Genomic DNA, 20,315 nt, shown 5'->3' with positions numbered 1-20,315 from the left:
TTTAGACTTAACTTACTCGCCATTGGATCTAGTGCCAGTCCCTTTTGAACCTTTTCCTCCCCAATCATAATCTTCTGTTTCAGCATGCCACCCATAACAGTAACACTGAGATTTTTCCTTTGAAATACATCCATTCGGACACCAGATATTTGGTTCTTCTTCACCACTATTCGATCTTTGGGCATCAACATTTAAAAAGCCAAACAAACCACATACACTAAAAACACATACAAAAAATAACTTCCTCATATTAAAAATTTTAATTGATTAATATTTGATTATCATTTAAATATATATAGCGAGAAATAATTCATGATTTTTAACATCTAAGAGTCAGCTAAAGTGACAAATAGAACCTTGGTAATTAACTTACTAAAGAAAGCTTAAGAACCGACGGGATCATAAGGCACCAAAACATAAGGATGATCACTATCTTTCAAATATACGAGTAACTGTTTGCGAGAAGGGAAAATGGTAAATGTAGAAACATTGTGATCTAAACGAATCGTCTCTATATAATTTCCATCCAAATCAAAATGTAAAATCTCTTCAGAACCTACATCTTTCCATCTACCTCTTTTGTCTTTAATATGGCTATAACCCGTATGATGATCGATAAAAAGATCATTTCCAGCCCAATGAGGTTTTCCAAAATAAGATCTACGTTTTCTCTTCTTCAACGCTTTCTCTCCGTAGATCTCTCGAACAACTTCTCCTTTTCGATTATAGATAGACAAGAGGTGGTAATCGCTATAGGCCACCACAAAACGACCGGGAGGAGAGCAAATATTAAAATTTAGTTTCACACTGTCCAAAGCTGGATTCAGATCAGAAAAATTTGTGGTTTCTCCTGTCAAAATATTGCCTTTCACAAAATTAAAATAATAGTTTAAAGGACTCGGGAACGTACACTTACTCCCCAAATAGAGACTATCATTTAACATAGATATATGAAGAGGAAAATTATTTCGATCTCTTATCGAGCAGAAAGTCTCTGGCAGATAATTTCTATCCGCAATAGCTTCTTCTATATTAAAATAGAAGATTATAAATTTGGCAAGATCAAATACTAAGAAACCATCTTTATAGGGCATCGGATTGCCCCCTTCTATAATCTGCCCTGGCCCTTCTCCTTTGATTCCTGTATAGCCAAGAGGCTTTAGGCTCTCTAAATCATAAATGGCTAAACATTGATCGATTCGATCACGATTGTGAAAAATAAGGTATTTGTCTTGACACAATACAGGGCTGGAAAAGTAGCTTTCATCAATATTTACAGGAATATTATTAGTATGAGCCACTTTTTCTGAAATATCTGTCAAGCAATACTGCTTTGATATCTCATTTTGACAAGATAAAAGAAACACTCCCAAGAGGAAGAATATAAAATATTTCATAGTATTAAATTTTTATGATGGATATCATACAGGATACACTTGATCCTCCTAGATAATGTAACGATGGTAAGACATGAAAGAAAAAAAGATGAAAGAGAGACTCTTCGTATTACATGACTATTATTCTTGCACCGATAAGTACGATGCAAGAAAATTATTTTTAATAAATTAGGCTATATTATTAGTCACTGGTGCCTTCGTAGACATCCCTAAAACCCAATTCAAAATATTTACCTGAGAAACAGATATGCTCTATCGAAGGAGAGCAATAACCTAATGAAAAACCCTTCTCTGGAGGATCAGTTTGTCTAGGTTCTTGCGCTTCTACATGAAGGTAAGAGAACAGACAAAAGACAGTAAAAACAGATAATATTAGCAACTTTTTCATCATTAAAATTTTTGATATAATTAATAATAAAAGCAGTCATGAAACAGTCAAAAAATGTAAGAAAGAATTTTAGTAAGGTTTAGACTCACAAAATTTAGATGTCGCAATAACTACAAAATTTACTTTATTACAGGCTCATAAGAGACCAACATAAACGGATTATCACCATCAATACAATGGACCAAAAGTTGGTGGGAAGAGGGAATCACCACAAAAGTAGAGATTGTACAACCTAGTCGTATTGTCTCTATATAGTTACCCTCTAAATCAAAATGAAGGATCTCCTCAGCACCAGTCTGTTTCCATCGTCCACGTTTATCCTTAACATGGCTATAACCAGTTTGATGACCAACAAAAAGATCATTGCCAGCCCAAAATGGCTTTCCAAAATAGTTGTGTCGGGGTCTCTTCTTCAACTCTTTTTCACCATAAACCTCTTTTATAACCTCTCCACTTCGATTGTAAAACGTTAATAGGTAGTACTGTGAATAGGCTACAACATAGCGATGGGGAGGAGCACAACTACAGGCAGAAAGTTTGAGACTATTCACCTTTGGATTAGGTTGTATCTTTTTCTCTATCTCGCCAGTAAAAAGATTTCCTTTCACAAAATCCACTTGATAATCTCTTCCACTGAGTACGAGCATATTATTTCCAAAATAGAGGCTATCGTTCAACATATTAATATTTGCAGGAATTTGGGTCTTTCTAAAAGATCCAACCGTTTGAGGAAGATATTTTTTACTAGAGAGTGCCTCTTTTATATTAAAATAGTAGAGGAGGTATTTCCCATAATCGATCATCAAAAAACCATCTTTATGAGGTAGTATCTCTCCAGCAGAGGTCAATTCTCCAGGACCTTCGCCTTTAATTCCTGTATATCCTAATGGTTGTAATGTTCTCAAGTCATAAATCGCAATACATTGATCTACCCTATCTCTATTATAAAATACAAGATATCGACCTTGACAAATCACCCTACGTGCAAAACTTGTCTCATTCAACGCAACAGGGGTTCCTTTCTTGGAAACCACTTTTAAAGGGACATCTGACAAATAGTAGCGATAATCAGGCGAATTACTACAGGAAGTTAAAAGGGATAACAATAGTATAAATAGATAATTCTTCATGGTATTAGGTAATGGTATAGTTTTTAATAAAATCAAAAATGCCTATGTGTCATTGATTAAATTTTAGGGATACGATATACCAAATCCACCTCTATTACAGGATAGAACCATTCACTGTCCCAAACTTTAAATTCATTGACTTTCTACATCAAAAACTTGTGACCTCAGCAACAAATGACAAACAAACACAACACAAATTAACATTTATATCTGTTTTTACACAATAATTTGATTAAAAACGACACCCAAAGGTATAAAATCATATTTCATACGCCTTCTCTCGCATAGCTCATAGAGATTTTATAATGAGTATGTTATTGATAAGAAAAAGGAATTTGAAATACTTCTCGTATAGGGATTGGTTAGGGTTTGGTTACCCTCAGAGTAAACAAAGGGTAAGGGAAGGGTAAAGAAAGGGTAACCGAACCTCGAATCAATCTAGAATGAGATTATCACAAAAAACAATACTAAGATGGGGATTTTGAGAGGGTAGAGATTGAGTAACTGAACACATACACTACATAAAGAGCATATATTAGTCTCGAAATATTGAATAACATGATTCATGAGAAAAAATCGTATAGTTCAAGCAGGATAAGAGAAGTTATCTAGGCAACGAGTGCTTAGAAAGAAGATCTAAAAAAAGCTCCAACACCAACACAGGAGAAGTCGATTATCTCTATGAGGATTCATTATGGATAAGCATCGAGTAAAAACAAAATAAACTTTCGTTGTGTTTTACTTCAAATAGACATCATTAATATTATACATAAATATTTGCAATTTCTCGAACTCCTTCTCTGTATTCATGAAATTGATTAGATGGGGTTCTAAATAGCAAAAAGTCCTTATAAAATACTTTTTTAACAGCTAAAAAAAGATACTTAAAGACATATAAAAACCTATTTTACAACACATTAAATTTCTATTTAATATAAAACATCCATTGTAAATTTATAGAACTAAATAATCCTACGATCCAACTCAAAAGCCTAATGTGAGTTTAATAAGTGTGAAATGTGCGGAGGTGGCTGAGGTCGGGGTCGTCTAAAAACCTTGATTTATGAATAAATTCTTTTATACATTCGGAAATGGGGCAGCTGAGGGCAAAGCCAGCATGCGAGACCTTTTAGGTGGAAAAGGTGCTAATCTCGCAGAAATGAACCGTATTGGAGTTCCTGTTCCACCAGGAGTTACCATCACAACTGAAGTGTGTACTCTTTTCACCGAAAAGGGAGCAGATCAAGTCATGAAGATGATTTGGGAGGACCTAGAAAAATCCGTACATCATATCGAACAACTTACGAATACCACTTTCGGAGACAAGATGAATCCTTGTTTGGTTTCCGTTAGATCGGGAGCTCGTGCATCTATGCCTGGTATGATGGATACAATCCTTAATCTAGGGTTGAATGATCAAGCAGTTGAAGGACTTGCTAAGAAGACAGGGAACGAACGTTTCGCTTGGGATTCTTACAGACGATTCATACAGATGTATGGAGATGTTGTAATGGGATTAAAACCAGAATCGAAAGAGGATATTGATCCTTTTGAAGAGATTATTGAAGAGATTAAAGACCTAAAAAAAGTTGATTGTGACAACGACCTAACTACAGAGGATTTAAAAGAGATGGTAGGCCTTTTTAAAGAGGCTATTCACTCTAAGTTAGGAGTGGATTTTCCTACAGATCCTTGGCAACAACTAAAAGGGGCTATAGAAGCAGTGTTCAACAGCTGGATGAATGATAGAGCCATTCTTTATCGTCGCCTAAATAACATTCCTGCGGAGTGGGGTACTGCGGTGAACATCCAAGCCATGGTATTTGGAAATATGGGTAATAGCTCGGCAACGGGAGTAGCATTCACTAGAGATGCAGCAACGGGGGAAGACATTTTCAACGGAGAATATCTTGTCAATGCACAAGGAGAAGATGTTGTGGCTGGTACTCGTACTCCTCAGCAAATTACCAAAGAGGGATCGCAAAGATGGGCTAAATTACAAGATGTAGACGAAAAGACTAGAGTATCTCTGTTCCCATCGCTAGAAGAAGCAATGCCAGAGATCTATGGTGAACTGAATAAAGTACAACAGAAGCTTGAAGATCACTACTGTGATATGCAAGACTTAGAGTTTACGATCCAAGAAGGAAAATTATGGATTCTACAAACTAGAAATGGTAAGCGTACAGGGCCAGCGATGGTAAAAATTGCATTAGATCTTCTAGAAGAGAATAAAATCACTGAAAAAGAGGCAATACTCTCTGTAGATCCTGCAAAACTAGATGAACTTCTTCACCCTGTATTTAAAACAGAGTCGGTAGCAAAAGCAGAGAAAATTGGGAAAGGTCTTCCAGCATCTCCTGGTGCTGCGACAGGACAGGTGGTATTCTTTGCAGATGAAGTAGTAAAATATGAAAAAGCTATTTTGGTTCGTATCGAGACTTCTCCTGAAGATCTAGAGGGGATGCACCTTGCACAAGGAATCCTTACAGCAAGAGGAGGAATGACATCGCATGCTGCAGTGGTAGCTCGTGGTATGGGTAAATGCTGTATCTCCGGTGCAGGAGAGATTCATATCGATTACAAGAATCGCTCATTTAAAGCAAATGGCAAGGAGTTAAAACAAGGAGATTGGATCTCTATCGATGGATCTACTGGTTTTGTATATAATGGTATGATCGACACCAAAGCACCTTCTGTAGATGGTTATTTTTCGGGTCTGATGACATTAACGGATAAGTATGCAAATATGAAGGTGCGTACCAATGCAGACTCTCCTAAAGATGCCCAGATTGCACGTGAATTTGGTGCTCAAGGTATTGGACTTTGTCGTACTGAACATATGTTCTTTGATGGAGAACGTATCAAGGTGATGAGAGAGATGATCCTTGCAAAGGATACAGAAGGCCGTTGCAAAGCATTAAACAAGCTTCTTCCATTCCAAAGAGAAGACTTTGAAGGAATCTTAAGAGCTATGGAGGGTTTTGGCGTAACAATTCGTCTATTAGACCCACCTCTACATGAGTTTGTTCCTCATCAAGTAGCACAACAAGAGGAGTTGTCTAAAGAGCTCAATATATCGATCGAGGAGATTCAAAAAACGATACATGACCTCGAAGAGTTTAACCCGATGTTGGGTCATCGTGGTTGTCGTTTAGGAAATACCTATCCAGAAATCACAGAGATGCAAGCACGTGCAATCCTCGAAGCTACAATCCAATTGAAGAAAGAGGGTGTCGATGCAAGACCAGAAATTATGGTTCCCCTTATTGGTACAGTGAAAGAGCTTCAAATGCAGGTAGATATTATCCATGCTACTGCTAAAAAAGTATTTGAAGAGAATAACATGACTGTAGATTATCTTGTAGGAACCATGATTGAGATCCCTAGAGCAGCACTTACGGCAGATAAAGTGGCAGAAATTGCTGATTTCTTCTCTTTTGGAACCAACGACTTAACCCAGATGACATTTGGTTATTCTCGTGATGATGTGGGTAAATTCTTACCAATATATATTGAAAAAGGTATCTTAAAGCATGATCCTTTTGAGGTGTTAGACCAAGAGGGTGTTGGTCAATTGGTACGAATGGGAACAGAAAAAGGACGTAATACAAAACCAAATCTAAAAGTCGGTATTTGTGGAGAGCATGGTGGAGAGCCTAGTTCTGTGATGTTCTGTAATACAGTCAATATGGACTATGTTAGTTGTTCTCCTTATCGTGTTCCGATAGCAAGATTGGCTTCTGCTCATGCGGAGATTACACAAAAAAAAAGAAATAACGAAACCATAGCATAAGCGACGAAACACGTTACTATTTTTGAATAGGCATAAAAAAAACGGGAGGTAGTGAGCTACTTCCCGTTTTTATATACGAATCAAATCATTTTATTAATAACGAATATCTACCAATACTGGAAGGTGATCCGAATAGTAATGTCTATTCTTTGAATCTGAAAGTACTGCATAACGCTCCACAGTCACCTCAGAAGAAGTGAAGATATAGTCAATGCGTTGGTCTAACTTATGGTTAAAATCGAAACTATTAAATGTTCCATCAGGACCATAAGGTTTGCGACGTGTTACCTGTTTTGAATCGTTGAACTCTTTAGACAGATAAATAATTGACTTATCATCTGGAGTTAGATTAAAGTCCCCTGTCAATACAAACGGTGTCTCTCTTCCTTCGGTTAATTTATCGATCTTCTCAACAATAAGTTTTGCCGAATTTCGCTGTGCCTCTTTGCCTACATGGTCAAAGTGGGTATTAAAGACAAAAAGAAGTTGTCTAGTCACCTTGTCTCTTAGTTTCACCCAAGTGCAAATACGAATACAAGCAGCATCCCAACCAATGGAAGCTTTATTTGGTGTAGGAGACAACCAAAAGTTACCTGACTCCACCTTACTATACTTTTCTGAATCATAAAAAATGGCAGCATACTCCCCCTTTTCGTCTCCATTATCGCGACCAACCCCCACATAATCGTAGTGTTCAAGCCCCTCTTTTAGGTCCTGTACTTGGTGGTGTAAACCTTCTTGAATGGAAAGTATTTCAGGGCCATGAAATTTAATAAGAGATATGACACCCGCTTTTCGATGACTCCATGACTGGTCTCCATCATGAGGATTGTCGTAACGGAGATTATAAGTCATCACTCGACTATTGGTTTTAATTATCTTTGCTTGGGCAGACGTGCTTATCAAAACGATTGCCAAAGAGACCAATAGATTAAATAGAACTCCTCTTTTCATATAGTCAATTATTTAATAAATACATGGATAAATCTTCTTTTCGAAACTACACATTTGAGTGCTCATAAAAAAGATATAAGCTATAAGTTCCCTTTGGATATGCTAAAAAAACAAAAAGGGAGAGCCAAAGCCCTCCCTTTTTATTTTATATAACGGATAGAAAAGATTTATTATTTAATCAAATCCACGCTTCTTTGTACGAAATCATTCAATGCTTTACCCTTCAACATATTGTTTGCCAATAGGGCTAAATCGACCATCTGTTTTGCTAAGTCAGAATCTTTACCAAAAGACTGAAGCTTCTCACGACGAGAAGATTCAAGCGTTGAAAGTTCTCCATTTAGAGCAGTCATCTTATCTTTCTCCTCTTGTGGCACTTCCTCCTCTTTTTTACCCTCTTTCAGCTTATTGAGGCTCTCGATCTCCGTTTTCTTAGATTGGATATCCGAAGCAAAATGATCTAAATCAGAACCTAAGGTTGTATCTTTTTGCTCAAATACTTGCTTTACTAATGGGTGAGCAATATTCACAACAAGATTATAGCTATCTGGCATATCTCCGTACATATTCATTCCTGGTTGCATTGCAGACATGTCTTTCATACGACGCATAAACTCATTCTGAGTGATCACCATTGGTTGAGCAGACTCTCCAAGGTCTTCAAAGTCGATCATAAAGTTGCCTTGCTCAGAAGGAGTCACAGCCTCGAAAATTGGGCTAAGAACCATTTTCTGGTCAGCAGAAAGTTCTTCTTTATTCTCGTTTTCTTTCTCAATAAGTCTATCCGCAACATTTGAATCGACACGAACAAAACGTTTCTCTGGGAACTTTTGCTCTAGTTGGTTCAACATCGGAGTAGCCAACATATCGTCCATTAACAATACGTCATATCCTTTGGCTTTAGCAGCCTCAATAAAAGAGTACTGTTCAGTTTTATCTGTAGCATACAGATATACCATTTTATTCTCCTTGTCAGTCTGATTCTCTTTGATAAGATTCTCATACTCTTCCCAAGTGAAAGCTTTGCCATCGGTATTCTTTAGAAGGAAGAACTTCATTGCTCTTTCGTAGAACTTCTCCTCACTTAACATACCATACTCAATAAAGATCTTCAGATCATCCCATTTCGCTTCGAAATCTTCTCTTTCGTTTTTAAAGATCTCATGAAGACGATCAGCAACCTTTTTAGTGATATGACTTGAGATCTTCTTCACGTTAGAATCACTCTGTAGGTAAGAACGAGATACATTCAAAGGAATGTCTGGAGAGTCGATCACACCATGAAGCAGAGTCAAGAATTCAGGAACAATACCTTCTACATGGTCTGTAACAAACACTTGATTACAATAAAGCTGAATCTTATTCTTCTGAATCTCCACATTATTTTTCAATCGAGGGAAGTAAAGAACTCCAGTAAGATTGAAAGGATAATCCACATTTAAGTGAATATGGAACATTGGATCATCCCCCATCGGATAAAGTTGACGATAGAATTTACTATAGTCCTCCTCTTTTAGATCCGCAGGTTTCTTGGTCCAAGCAGGATTGGTATCGTTGATAACATTAGTCTCACCAGTAGCAACCTCTTTTCCTTCTTTCCACTCTGTCTTCTCACCAAAAGCGATCTGCACAGGAAGAAATTTACAATATTTATCTAGTAGAGTCTGAATACGAGCCTCTTCTAAGAACTCTTTCGACTCTTCATTGATGTGCATGATTACATCCGTTCCAACCTCTTCACGAATTGCATCCTCAATAGCGTATTCGGGAGAACCAGAACAACTCCACTTAACAGGAGTAGACCCCTCTTTGTGAGACAAAGATACCACTTCCACTTTCGAAGATACCATGAAAGACGAGTAGAAACCTAAACCAAAATGTCCAATAATAGCATTGGCATCGTCTTTATATTTATCTAAGAATTCTGTCGCGCCAGAGAAAGCAATTTGATTCAAATACTTGTCCATCTCTTCCGAAGTCAAACCAATACCGTTATCAGAAACAGTTAATGTTTGCGCTTCTTTATCGATAGAAACAGTCACCTGAAGATTTTCTGTATTACCCTTGTATTGACCTACAGAACCTAAAGTCTTTAACTTTTGAGTTGCATCTACCGCATTAGAAACAATCTCTCTTAAAAAGATATCGTGATCCGAGTATAAGAACTTTTTAATAATCGGAAATAAATTTTCACTAGTAACACCTATTTTTCCTTGCATAATGCGAACAATATATAGTTAGACGTTTTTTAAATTTTCTATTTAAGGACAAAACAAATGGTGTGCCAAATACAAAAAACGACAATTGGTCGCTTGCAATACTGCCAAACCAACAATAAATATGACAGATGCGACAAAATGTCACACACAATATAAATATAGTCTAATAGACTACCACAGATATCCTGTCAATGAAAGTCCAACACTCCATTGTTGCCAATTAAATAGGTCTTCAGAAAATTCTTCCTCTTGCGGCTGATTCGATTCCATCTTAAAAGCCGGTCGAGACATCGCATATCTACCATAGACACCTAAACCGAAATTTGATCCAATCATACGATGAAAAGATGCAGACGTACTAAATCCAAAAGAGGAGCTTGGCTTCCATGTGATGGTCAAAGGAACCCCATCAATAGTATCTTCAGGATCTAAAGAGGTTATCTTGTTTTTGGCACCAACCCAATATCCTCCAAGGAGGTCCGCATCAAACCTACAATATTTTCCAACCATCGTACTATAAGCAGGACCTATATATACGGAAGCACTACCCATAAGCTCAGGCTTTGCATTAAGAAGATCTCGTCGTGTTTGCATCCAAAACGAAGTAGCATTCATTTCTCCTCCGATACCCCAATGGGTATTGAGAAAATATCCGGCCTTCATCCCATACTCCACACCATGTGTTGCATATATCTCAGGACTCTCCTCGTTATTTAAGAGTCCTAAAGGCATCGTACGGCCAATATAGATCCTCGTAAAGTGAGGTTTCGCCGAATGATATCGTTTTTGCTTTCGGTTCTCAAGAGATCTAGTTCCCTTATCACCCATCATACATTGGGTTAAAGCATATCCCGCCTCCGTACTTAGAATACCGATTCCTGCACCAAACATCACATCTGAGATCCAATGCTTGTTGTTCAGCACGCGATAGATTCCAGTAGCACCTGCTAGCGCATAACCAACCATACTATAGATAGGACTTCTATATAGACCATACTCTTTATGAAGGAAAGTAGCCATCGTAAAGGCCATCGCAGTATGTCCTGAAGGAAACGAATTACTAGCAGAGCCATCTGGTCGAGGTTCTTTGACTGTGTATTTAAGAGCATTAACAGCAACACCCATAATAATAACACTAGCCCCCAAAGAGACTGTGGCCCTCTTTACCGTATGGTGCCCCTCAATGCCTAAAGCATTTAAACCATAAACAATAGCACCCGGAGCATATTGCATGTAATCATCTATATGAAACTTGTATCCAAGCATATAGTTGTCACGCATCTCTTTTACATCTCCTCGTTGATTCCACAAAAGCCCCCCCATAGCCATCATGGATACAGGAATTACAATTCGGTTATCAAAATATTTTGGATATAACTTCTCTGTTGGATAAGGAATGCTATCCATAGAGTTAGTTTGGACTGCCTTCCAATTAAAAACAGAAGGATACTCTTTTTTCTTATCTGTGGCTTGAGCTATATTTTGACTAATAAAAAGACAAAATAGTAAAGCCCATATACACATATTCTTACACTGAGACAAACAATACATCTAACATATTTATTTAATTTAATATGTTAAACGTATTATTTTCATTATTATGCTGTTTAAGGCGCAAAATACATTATTTTTAACTTTTATATCATCCGATTTTAACATTCAAAAACTGTGGAGTATTAAATATCTTCACCTTTCCAAGGGTCATATCAGAATAATTGTTGTTGTTATCCATCACTCTTAGAAGTACTTTATAGCTCTTTACATTCACTGGAATAGCATAGTTTTCAATATCTGAAATATTACTCCAATCAGACAAAAGATCTCCAGTCAGACTCACGACCTTCACTTGATATCGTAGAGCACCCTTTGCAGTATAGTTATCTGAATACGACGTAAATAGATCTTTAATATTCAAAACCATCATAGCAGCATCCACATCACATCCATCAAAAAGAAAAGGCTCAGAGGTATCTTTCAATACAATTACAGGAGGGAGTTTATCCTCTATAGTAAAACGAATTCTTTTATTTCTTATAAACTGCTTACCATTGGGAAGCGTTCGTATAAGAGACACATTTCGATAAAATGTTCCACATTGATTAGCACATAATGAATTTGCTCCGGTGAGGATGAAACTTTTTCACAGTCTCCAAACTTAAAAAGGTTGTAATCGTTCCATTTTATGTCAAGACCTGAAGAAAATTACCTACTGACATATATTCAGAAGAGGTAGATTTTGCCATAAAACCCAACTGTACATGGGTAACTCCTGCAGGAACACGGTAATGACCTGTAACGGTATGCCAATTGACATAAGTGGATGCAACTTCTTGTATTGGTTCTACTGGGGGTATCTTTTCTCTATTAGGTTGTAAAGGGTTATCAGGAAAGATATAGATGCTCATTACGTCCACATCAGTAGGCTTCGTAACATCAGGATCATCAGGAGATGCCCAATCAGGAAACCGTCTTGCCCTATGGGAAACTTTATAATAGATCAATTCTCCTGGTTTGACTGCAAACACTTGAAAAAGCCTAGAGGGATTGTCGGAATTTAGCTCGATATACTGCTTCCCACTTTTAGCATAGGTTCCCCAACAACCACTCTGCCATATCTCGACCCTTCCTGTAGGATCTGTAGTTTGCCAGCCATATCCTCCATCACCCCTACCTATGGTAATAAATCCACTATACACCCCATTAGACGAATATTTATCGTGAAACTCATTAACAGGATACATTTCAAAATCGCCATTATAAAATGTCTTAATCTCTTGGAACGATTCATATTCATCTAAGATTCCATCATTATCATCATCTAGATCAACCCCATTAGGAACCCCGTCGTGATCAAAGTCCTCATTATCGCCACAATTCTTACACTGATTACTGGCGGTATGAATAACAACATACTGCGAATATATAGGGTCAATACATAGACAATAAAAGAGCATCAAAAGACACCCTCTGTAGGAGAAAATAGATTGCATAACTTCTAAGGTTCAAGATTATAACACCAAGTTAGCAACTTTAACCATATAATACAATAGATTCAATTTAGATAAGAACAAAACATAACACTCGTTCTTATTTGATTATTAAATTCCAATTACAAAGACCATGTAATACGATGCATTTTGTACATTCTAAAGAAAAAGTGCACAAAACAAAAGAGGAGATTCTTCTATTCTAATGAAACTCTGTACTAGAGGGATATAACAATCAAGTTACAGCCATTATAATAAATCATGGAAATGTATTAAAGCTCATCCAGTCACAACAAAATAATGAGGGATTATAGACCTAGGTATATTTTTACTAGGCAACACACAGAAATAAGATGAAAAAGGGAAGCCTTTATTTAAAAGCTTCCCTTTATTAAAATTCAAAAACAATAATTTTATCTCAATGGAGCATGAAGCAATACCATTTAGAATTGTTTCTTTAGATCTACCATCTTAATCGCTGCAACAGCAGCCTCATCCCCTTTATTCCCTAGTTTTCCACCAGAGCGATCAATACTTTGTTGCTCCTCGTTATCGGTTAGAACACAGAAAATAAAAGGTTTATTATATTTTAGGTTCAGGTCCGTAGTCCCTTTAGTCACTCCATCACATACGTAATCAAAATGACGTGTTTGGCCTTGGATAACACAACCGATATGAATAATCGCATCCACATCCGTATACTCTGCCATCCATTGCCCCCCTAAAGGTAACTCAAATGTGCCAGGAACATGTTTGATGATAATATCCTCTTCAGACACACCATGTTTCATCAATGTGTCTTTTGCTCCTTGTGCCATGCTTCCTGTAATATGATAATTCCATTCCGCAACCACTAATCCAATTTTCATTCCTTGTGCAGAAGGCACTGCATCGAAATTATACTCTGATAAGTTTTTTGTAGCCATGATAATAAATAATAGTAACACACAAAAATAAAAAAAATCCTTCCGAGAGGGAAGGATTTTAATATTTTAAGAGATAAGCAATAAGCTTACTTCAAACGTTCAATGTATTTGTTTACAATACGAGCTTCGTTACTCTTAGGATAATCGTTTTTGATTTGCTCAAGAAGTTCGATAGCTTTTGTCTTGTTGCCTTTGATTTCGATTAACTTCACCGCTTTAAAAAGATAAAGAGGAGTTGTCATGTCGTTTTTGATACTATTGGCAGCTTTAATGTACATCTCGATTGCTTTATCCTCTTGCTTAAGTTGAGAATAAGCATCTCCTTGTGCACCAATTGAAATAGGCTTCAACATGCGGTCTTCTGTAGAGAAAGCAGAAAGATACTTGATAGCATCTTCATATTGACCAAGGTGAAGATATGAAATACCTGCATAATAGTTTGCCATATTTGCAGTTGGTGTTCCACTAAAGTCATCGATAATATCTAGGAAACCACTATTACCACTTCCATCACCATTAAGAGCTAAATCGAAAGAGTCACGATCAAAGTTATTTTGTGCCACAAAAACTTCAGTACGTGCTTTCCCTTCACGAGGAGCTTTGTAGTATTTAAAATAACAGATAATAACCACTGCAAGAAGAAAAAGTGTACCAAAACCAATGGTTAATCTCTTGCTATTTTTTTCCATAAACTGCTCTGCAGTATTCAGTCCTTCTTCAATCTCATGGAATTTTTCATCCATTTGATCGTTTTGATCGTGCTTGCTCATATTTAAATTTGTTATCTATTTTTCGTTTGTTTTGTTTACGTACGAAGGCAAAAATAATTTTTTTTCGATAAAAAACAGCTTTATTTTGTTCTGTTTATGAGAATAGATGGTAATAATTTATCAAAAAAAGATCCATTCCACTCAAATAATAATACTGTTCTATACTATCGACAGCTATAAAATTAATACTTTTGTTTTTAATAATGCAAGTAAAAAAAGAAATAAGGAGCAGTCACCTCATGTATCTTAAAAATTTATCGGTTATTAATTACAAAAATATTGGTCAAGTTGACCTTCACCTTTCTCATAAATTTAACTGTTTTATAGGGAAAAATGGGATGGGGAAAACCAATATATTGGATACAATATACTACCTATCTTTTTGTAAAAGTTACTTCTCTAGTTCTGACAAACAGAACGTAATGCATGACGAATCCTTCTTTATGCTACAGGGAACGTATCAAATAGGAGAGAGTCAGGAAGTACTGTCATGTGGCTATAAAATAGGACAAAAGAAAAAGTTTAAACGAGAAGATCGTGAATATCAGAAACTTTCAGAACATATTGGTCTATTTCCTCTAGTTTTAATCTCTCCTTCTGATCAAAACTTAATTCAAGGGGGTAGTGAAGCACGTAGAAAGTTTATGGATGGTGTGATATCCCAATACAACAAAGGCTTTCTTCATGACCTTATCGCTTACAACAGGACTCTACTACAGAGGAATCAGCTTTTAAAACAATTTGCGAGTCAACGTTTTTTTGACGAAGAGACACTTTTAGTGTATGACCAACAGCTCATTCATTATGGAGGAAAGATATATACAGCTCGGGCTAATTTCATTGAAACATTCTTACCTATTTTCAAGAAACACTATCATTTTATCTGTAACGGACAAGAGCAAGTAGATCTTATTTATAAATCCGCACTTCATAAGAGCTCGTATGAAGTACTTTTGAAAGAGAGTAGACAGAAAGATCTTGCGATGGGTTATACTACAACAGGTCCTCATAAAGACGATTTAGAACTTAAGCTAGACGATTATTTGATGAAAAAGATTGGATCACAGGGACAGAATAAAAGTTATCTTATCTCTCTTAAATTTGCCCAATTTGATTTCATGAAACATCTAAATAAGTCTACACCAATACTCGTTCTTGATGATATTTTTGATAAATTAGATGCCGAACGCGTTGAACAAATAATCGATTTGGTCTCTAAAGATGATTTTGGACAAATTTTCATATCAGATACTAACAGGGAACATATAGATCAAATTTTCAAAAAAAAGGGTGCCGACTACAAAATCTTCCAACTTGACAAAGGAGATGTGTCAGAATTAGACCAACAGTTATGAAATATCGAAAATATCAACCACAACCACTGGGGGAAGTATTAAAGAAATATCTCAAGAAATCTCCACTTCAACATAAACTCAAAGAGGTGGAAGCATTGGAGGCTTGGCAACAGATTATGGGTCCCAATATTATGGAACGTACCCAAAAACTCTATATGAAAGAGGGGGTATTACATGTCAAGTTAGACAGTTCTATCATCAAACATGATGTCTATATGATGCGAAATCACATTATTCGAAATATTAATGAACACCTAAAACAGGAGGTAGTAAAAGAAATTAAGATAGAATAGACTCACATGTTTTAGCATACTTGCATTCAAATTATCAATCCAACGCTACATTCTAGATGTTTTAATCTCAATGCATTCTCATTATAGTGAATCAACAAGATGCTCAATGATAGAAAAACAAGGCGCATTATCCCATCCCATCATCGCATTAATTGGGCGAAACTTTTCATATAAATGCAAATCATGTTGATAGATATCGCATGTCTCAATAAGCTTCTGTTCAAGCAAAAATTGACGTTGTGTTCCTTTTAAGAGAGGTTCTTTGGGGGTAAACCACCTACCGTCTCTATAAAAGATAAGGTTGGTATATGTAGTATCCGTCACCAATCCATTCTGAATCAATATTGGCTCTTCATTTTCCCCTACCAGGTCACGACATAAGTTCAGTGCATCCCTATTCTCATATTTAAAGTCATAACGAATATCGGGAGCCTCCACACAGACAAAACGTTCTATAGATCGAATATTGTAAGGGACCATTTTATAATCAATAACATCTCTACCATAGGTTATTGTTAAACGATAAGTACCACTCATGGGCAGATCTAATGAATCTGTAAAAGCCTTAAGATCGATGGCAGCTATGGGATAAAAATATTGTAAAGTGCGATTCAGTCTTTGCTGATGGTATTCTAGCGCTTTCACTTTTCCATCACTCACACATATGGTCTCAATAAATAGGCACATATATCTTGTTTTTCATCTCTTCATATTCTGATTCTAAATCACTCATTGCAGTGATTCCTCCTCCACTATGAAAGAAATATCTATCCCCCTCTTCTGCTATAAAGCGAATCATTACCATAGAATCGAGTGACTCTCCATCGTATATACCAGAGACCCCTGTATAGTATCCTCTCTTCGACTTTTCTGCCTCTTCAATAATCTCACAGGTACGTTTCTTTGGAGCTCCTGTAATGGAACCCGCAGGCAAAAGTTTATTAAAGATATTTCCAATATTAGAGTGCCAATCGTCCTCTAGTTCCCCTTTAATATGTGAACTAACTTGTAGTAGCGCTCCATTTTGAGTCTCCACACGATCGATATAACGAAACTTCTCCACCATGACATTTTGAGAGACACTACTTAAATCGTTGCGTATTAAATCAACAATAGTAAAGTGCTCAGAAAGTTCCTTGGGGTCATTCATAATGATATTGAAAGCATCAGGAACATTGGCATCTATCGTACCTTTCATGGGGAAAGAGGAGATTGTGTGATCTTTTATCTGCACAAATATCTCAGGAGAAAAGCAAACAAAGTGATTTCGATACCATAAACGATACTTCGCTTTTACATTTTCGAAGACCGTTTGCAAGTCGACAGAAACATCTACAGGTGTTTTCATCGTAAGGTTTGTAAGGAAAGAGTCCCCATGGTTCAAACCATCACGAACAATATGAAAAGCTTTCTGAAAATACTCTAATGAGTGCGGATGTGATTTTAGCAGAATATCATCTCTATGAGAGTTGTTCAATTCCGAGTGATTTCTCATTCCATTAAAATCAAATCGGATGCTATTATGATCCAACTCATCTAAAGGAATCACTTTGCCCGACTCCCCTCTATAGTCAATCATAAAAAAGAATGGAGCTCTCTTTGCTCCAAGAAAATTCATCCTATCAATTAGCTGATTATTCATCTCAATACCCAAAAAGTTCCTTTTACAGTGGGGATACGCTCCTTACGTATCTTCCCTACAAACAGATCTACAACTATATTTATTCATTTACAAAACTATCGTTTTTAGGACTCGCAAACAAGTATAAATTATAGTCTTCGAGCAAACATCAGTTTTTGCGATTTAAACTTCTCAGAATTCTATACTTAAAGTTCAAAAGAACATAATCATGGCATATTTTTTGATATAAAAACACTATTTGACATACATTAAACAACTATGAGAATATCCATATTTTTAATTGCTATCGCAATATGCATGGGATGTAAGACAAAATTATCACATGACTATACTTTAGATCAAGCAAAGTGTGAAACAAGCAAACTTTCGACAAAAGCTTGCAACTCCTTAAATGAATTAAATATAGGGGCAGTAAAAGAGATTAAATTAATTGACAGTAATTATCTCGTTATAGTAGATAAATCAGCAGACAATAGAGGAATACATATCATTGATAAAGAGACACTAAAACCTTTAGCACAAACTGGAGTTAAAGGAGAAGGACCACAGGAGATCTCTCGATATAATCAAATCATTCCTTACAAAAAGGGATTTCTTATGGTAGATTACTCTAAACACCTCATCTACTACTACAATATTCAAGAAGTATTGAAGAAAGAGAACTACCTTCCCTCAGTATTTAGCAAGATTGAAAACTTCCTTACAAGCATACAAATGGGGAAAAACAATCAATATACTGCTACAAAAATGGATGTATCAGAAGAAAATAATAACGTGCTTCTTCTAAATATTGTCAAAGGAAACTTCATGGATAAACAAATCATCAAACATATTGCTCATAATGCTCGTATCGATTCTAAACTAGAGAATATGGATCCATCCAAACTCTTATGCTATCTCGAAAAAGATCGAGACAGAATGTGCATATCCTATACATCTTACAATATGATCTCCATTGTAGATGCAGAAGGAAATAGTATTCGTAATATTATGGGAGGAAAGAACATGAAAAAAAGTAATGAACACTGTTATTTCAAACATGCTCAATTTTGCAATGACTATCTTTTTGTTGATCACCAAGACAAACCGATATACAAAAAGAAAAACAATGGCAAGAACTATTATGTAGGCTTTGATAATCTACTCACTTTAGATCGTCAAGGAAACCTACTGAAAAGTATGAAAACGGATCACAATTTTGATCAATTTGTAGTTCTTCCAAACCAACAAGAAGTTATTCTTTACAGAGAAAATAGTGATGCACCATTTAGCATCGGTAAGTTTACGATCTAGATCCTGTCGTAAAAAGCAAAGGAAATAATGAAATCCTTTATATAGAACAACATAAGAAGCAACTCCTTTATAATGTAATAATTAAGGAGTTGCTTTCTTAAAATATGGTCTCATAAAAAGAGTGAGCACAAAGAAGAACTATCTATTAGGTATGTTATTTACAAAACTCTTAATCGATATTTCACTCATTCTAAATTCATATGGATTATCATCACTTTACAGGCTTCACAGTATTTCCAAGTTGATGTGCATACTTAGGGTTCACTCTTAGGTCCACACCTTTTTCTTTCATAAATTTCAAGGCCTTTGTTTGATGGCTATTTAACTTGGACTCTTGTCCACAGTTAGAGATAGCCCAAATCTGATGTATATACTCATTCACAGCTGTAACTTTATCATAATTTCCATTCTCTTCTTTATTCTGCACTTCTGTTTTATAAGTACCATCTGCAATATCAGCATCCATTGTCACACGAAGTAACTTACCTTCAGTGAATTTGAAACTATCATCTATACGACTCAGTGCTTCTGTTACTGTGTGATAAGTCTCTTCCCATATCGCATTAAACGGTTCTGGTCGCCAAGTAGAAGACGACAACTGATCCAAGGTCCACCCCTTACCAGTATAGCTTTTATCATACGGCCATTTATCAGTCATAAATCCAATCGTATTCTCCACATCACCTGTAAATGAGGATTCAGATAGTGCATTTACAAATTTTTCAGAACCGACACAAAAGATCATATTTTTGCTTAAACCATCTGCAAGTTCATTCTTATCACTATCTATTACACCATCTTCGTCTTGATCTAAATAATTACTAAATAGCTTAATCGCTTCAGTCCATATCTCTTTAGAACTACTTCCATTAGACTCTTTAGGAGTTTCATCACTTGCAACCACATAAAATCCATTGATCTCATGTACGTAAGCACACTTTTTCACTAAATACTCCTTAAGATTTTTGGGACCCAAACTACTATTGTTATCCTCTTTTTTACAACCTGTAAAAAAAAGAAGCACTACCATGCTGTAAATCAAACCCTTATATATCATATAACATTTTTTAAAGTATGAATTAATTAAATCATTGTACTATATCAGACGTATGAATCAATGCAATATTATATCAATTAACATAATTAACATAATTAACCAGACATT

Annotated in this window: 18 protein-coding genes; 4 read left to right on the top strand and 14 right to left on the bottom strand. The window is 36.1% G+C overall.

Translation table 11 applies throughout. The features are described from left to right. Positions 1 to 12: 12 nt before the first annotated feature. The 4 genes from K4L44_13985 to K4L44_13970 form a co-directional block, all read right to left on the bottom strand. Positions 13 to 249 carry a hypothetical protein gene (locus K4L44_13985; GenBank protein QZE13663.1) on the bottom strand — a complete coding sequence of 79 codons (237 nt, stop codon included), beginning with the start codon at positions 247 to 249 and terminating at the stop codon, positions 13 to 15. 134 nt (positions 250 to 383) lie between these two features. After that, entirely contained in the window at positions 384 to 1,397 is a 1,014-nt protein-coding gene (locus K4L44_13980; protein ID QZE13662.1) for a TolB-like 6-bladed beta-propeller domain-containing protein, read from the bottom strand. A gap of 181 nt (positions 1,398 to 1,578) precedes the next feature. Beyond that, positions 1,579 to 1,788: a hypothetical protein gene (locus K4L44_13975; GenBank protein ID QZE13661.1), complete on the bottom strand. Its 210-nt coding sequence runs from the start codon at positions 1,786 to 1,788 to the stop codon at positions 1,579 to 1,581. A 116-nt stretch (positions 1,789 to 1,904) separates the two neighbouring features. Next, complete coding sequence (locus tag K4L44_13970) at positions 1,905 to 2,915, bottom strand: TolB-like 6-bladed beta-propeller domain-containing protein (protein ID QZE13660.1); 1,011 nt, start codon at positions 2,913 to 2,915, stop codon at positions 1,905 to 1,907. Between the two features lie 1,063 nt (positions 2,916 to 3,978). Between K4L44_13970 and ppdK the strand changes: the two genes are divergently transcribed. Next, the gene (gene ppdK / locus K4L44_13965; protein ID QZE13659.1) at positions 3,979 to 6,711 is read left to right on the top strand and encodes a pyruvate, phosphate dikinase; all 2,733 of its coding nucleotides are present in this window, start codon (positions 3,979 to 3,981) and stop codon (positions 6,709 to 6,711) included. A 93-nt stretch (positions 6,712 to 6,804) separates the two neighbouring features. On the opposite strand, the gene K4L44_13960 is transcribed toward ppdK, so the two are convergent. The 7 genes from K4L44_13960 to K4L44_13930 all read right to left on the bottom strand — a co-directional run bounded on the left by K4L44_13960 (position 6,805) and on the right by K4L44_13930 (position 14,567). After that, positions 6,805 to 7,665, bottom strand: a complete 861-nt coding sequence (locus K4L44_13960; protein ID QZE13658.1) for an endonuclease/exonuclease/phosphatase family protein — start codon at positions 7,663 to 7,665, stop codon at positions 6,805 to 6,807. A 170-nt stretch (positions 7,666 to 7,835) separates the two neighbouring features. Then, complete coding sequence (htpG, locus tag K4L44_13955) at positions 7,836 to 9,887, bottom strand: molecular chaperone HtpG (GenBank protein QZE16012.1); 2,052 nt, start codon at positions 9,885 to 9,887, stop codon at positions 7,836 to 7,838. A gap of 168 nt (positions 9,888 to 10,055) precedes the next feature. Continuing rightward, positions 10,056 to 11,435 (bottom strand): phosphatase PAP2 family protein, encoded by a 1,380-nt coding sequence (locus K4L44_13950; GenBank protein QZE13657.1) that lies wholly within the window; start codon positions 11,433 to 11,435, stop codon positions 10,056 to 10,058. A 91-nt stretch (positions 11,436 to 11,526) separates the two neighbouring features. Further along, on the bottom strand, positions 11,527 to 11,958 hold the full coding sequence (locus K4L44_13945) for a hypothetical protein (protein ID QZE13656.1): 432 nt from the start codon (positions 11,956 to 11,958) through the stop codon (positions 11,527 to 11,529). A gap of 106 nt (positions 11,959 to 12,064) precedes the next feature. Further along, a complete protein-coding gene (locus K4L44_13940) occupies positions 12,065 to 12,874 on the bottom strand; it encodes a hypothetical protein (protein QZE13655.1) in 810 nt (269 codons plus the stop codon). Positions 12,875 to 13,314: 440 nt separating this feature from the next. Further along, entirely contained in the window at positions 13,315 to 13,797 is a 483-nt protein-coding gene (ribH, locus tag K4L44_13935) for a 6,7-dimethyl-8-ribityllumazine synthase (protein ID QZE13654.1), read from the bottom strand. 86 nt (positions 13,798 to 13,883) lie between these two features. Then, on the bottom strand, positions 13,884 to 14,567 hold the full coding sequence (locus tag K4L44_13930; GenBank protein ID QZE13653.1) for a tetratricopeptide repeat protein: 684 nt from the start codon (positions 14,565 to 14,567) through the stop codon (positions 13,884 to 13,886). Positions 14,568 to 14,806: 239 nt separating this feature from the next. Between K4L44_13930 and recF the strand changes: the two genes are divergently transcribed. Together recF and K4L44_13920 are read left to right on the top strand one after the other, a co-directional pair. Continuing rightward, on the top strand, positions 14,807 to 15,922 hold the full coding sequence (gene recF / locus K4L44_13925) for a DNA replication and repair protein RecF (GenBank protein QZE13652.1): 1,116 nt from the start codon (positions 14,807 to 14,809) through the stop codon (positions 15,920 to 15,922). Further along, a complete protein-coding gene (locus tag K4L44_13920; GenBank protein ID QZE13651.1) occupies positions 15,919 to 16,215 on the top strand; it encodes a DUF721 domain-containing protein in 297 nt (98 codons plus the stop codon). The genes recF and K4L44_13920 overlap by 4 nt, the downstream gene beginning before the upstream one ends. An 81-nt stretch (positions 16,216 to 16,296) precedes the next feature. Here the strand turns inward: K4L44_13920 and K4L44_13915 are convergent, their stop codons facing one another. Beyond that, a complete protein-coding gene (locus K4L44_13915; protein ID QZE13650.1) occupies positions 16,297 to 16,902 on the bottom strand; it encodes an aminotransferase class IV in 606 nt (201 codons plus the stop codon). Further along, positions 16,886 to 17,857 carry an aminodeoxychorismate synthase component I gene (locus tag K4L44_13910; protein ID QZE13649.1) on the bottom strand — a complete coding sequence of 324 codons (972 nt, stop codon included), beginning with the start codon at positions 17,855 to 17,857 and terminating at the stop codon, positions 16,886 to 16,888. The genes K4L44_13915 and K4L44_13910 overlap by 17 nt, the downstream gene beginning before the upstream one ends. Before the next feature lie 258 nt (positions 17,858 to 18,115). Here K4L44_13910 and K4L44_13905 point away from each other — a divergent pair, with 258 nt between their 5' ends. Next, positions 18,116 to 19,150 carry a hypothetical protein gene (locus K4L44_13905; GenBank protein QZE13648.1) on the top strand — a complete coding sequence of 345 codons (1,035 nt, stop codon included), beginning with the start codon at positions 18,116 to 18,118 and terminating at the stop codon, positions 19,148 to 19,150. Between the two features lie 211 nt (positions 19,151 to 19,361). On the opposite strand, the gene K4L44_13900 is transcribed toward K4L44_13905, so the two are convergent. After that, positions 19,362 to 20,207, bottom strand: coding sequence for a hypothetical protein (locus K4L44_13900; protein QZE13647.1), 846 nt, complete (start codon positions 20,205 to 20,207; stop codon positions 19,362 to 19,364). Positions 20,208 to 20,315: the final 108 nt, after the last annotated feature.

This window comes from Prolixibacteraceae bacterium, assembly GCA_019720755.1.
GTDB classification, from domain to species: domain Bacteria; phylum Bacteroidota; class Bacteroidia; order Bacteroidales; family Prolixibacteraceae; genus Halosquirtibacter; species Halosquirtibacter laminarini.
This window is presented reverse-complemented; position numbering and strand designations above follow the sequence as displayed.

What these genes read in the sequence shown, in the direction of transcription:
- K4L44_13940 (QZE13655.1), bottom strand. Translation starts at nt 12,874, where the DNA reads ATGCAATCTATTTTCTCCTACAGAGGGTGTCTTTTGATGCTCTTTTAT.
- K4L44_13930 (QZE13653.1), bottom strand. Translation starts at nt 14,567, where the DNA reads ATGAGCAAGCACGATCAAAACGATCAAATGGATGAAAAATTCCATGAG.
- K4L44_13915 (QZE13650.1), bottom strand. Translation starts at nt 16,902, where the DNA reads ATGTGCCTATTTATTGAGACCATATGTGTGAGTGATGGAAAAGTGAAA.
- K4L44_13970 (QZE13660.1), bottom strand. Translation starts at nt 2,915, where the DNA reads ATGAAGAATTATCTATTTATACTATTGTTATCCCTTTTAACTTCCTGT.
- ppdK (QZE13659.1), top strand. Translation starts at nt 3,979, where the DNA reads ATGAATAAATTCTTTTATACATTCGGAAATGGGGCAGCTGAGGGCAAA.
- ribH (QZE13654.1), bottom strand. Translation starts at nt 13,797, where the DNA reads ATGGCTACAAAAAACTTATCAGAGTATAATTTCGATGCAGTGCCTTCT.
- recF (QZE13652.1), top strand. Translation starts at nt 14,807, where the DNA reads ATGTATCTTAAAAATTTATCGGTTATTAATTACAAAAATATTGGTCAA.
- K4L44_13910 (QZE13649.1), bottom strand. Translation starts at nt 17,857, where the DNA reads ATGAATAATCAGCTAATTGATAGGATGAATTTTCTTGGAGCAAAGAGA.
- K4L44_13950 (QZE13657.1), bottom strand. Translation starts at nt 11,435, where the DNA reads ATGTATTGTTTGTCTCAGTGTAAGAATATGTGTATATGGGCTTTACTA.
- K4L44_13905 (QZE13648.1), top strand. Translation starts at nt 18,116, where the DNA reads ATGAGAATATCCATATTTTTAATTGCTATCGCAATATGCATGGGATGT.
- K4L44_13975 (QZE13661.1), bottom strand. Translation starts at nt 1,788, where the DNA reads ATGATGAAAAAGTTGCTAATATTATCTGTTTTTACTGTCTTTTGTCTG.
- K4L44_13985 (QZE13663.1), bottom strand. Translation starts at nt 249, where the DNA reads ATGAGGAAGTTATTTTTTGTATGTGTTTTTAGTGTATGTGGTTTGTTT.
- K4L44_13960 (QZE13658.1), bottom strand. Translation starts at nt 7,665, where the DNA reads ATGAAAAGAGGAGTTCTATTTAATCTATTGGTCTCTTTGGCAATCGTT.
- K4L44_13900 (QZE13647.1), bottom strand. Translation starts at nt 20,207, where the DNA reads ATGATATATAAGGGTTTGATTTACAGCATGGTAGTGCTTCTTTTTTTT.
- K4L44_13980 (QZE13662.1), bottom strand. Translation starts at nt 1,397, where the DNA reads ATGAAATATTTTATATTCTTCCTCTTGGGAGTGTTTCTTTTATCTTGT.
- K4L44_13920 (QZE13651.1), top strand. Translation starts at nt 15,919, where the DNA reads ATGAAATATCGAAAATATCAACCACAACCACTGGGGGAAGTATTAAAG.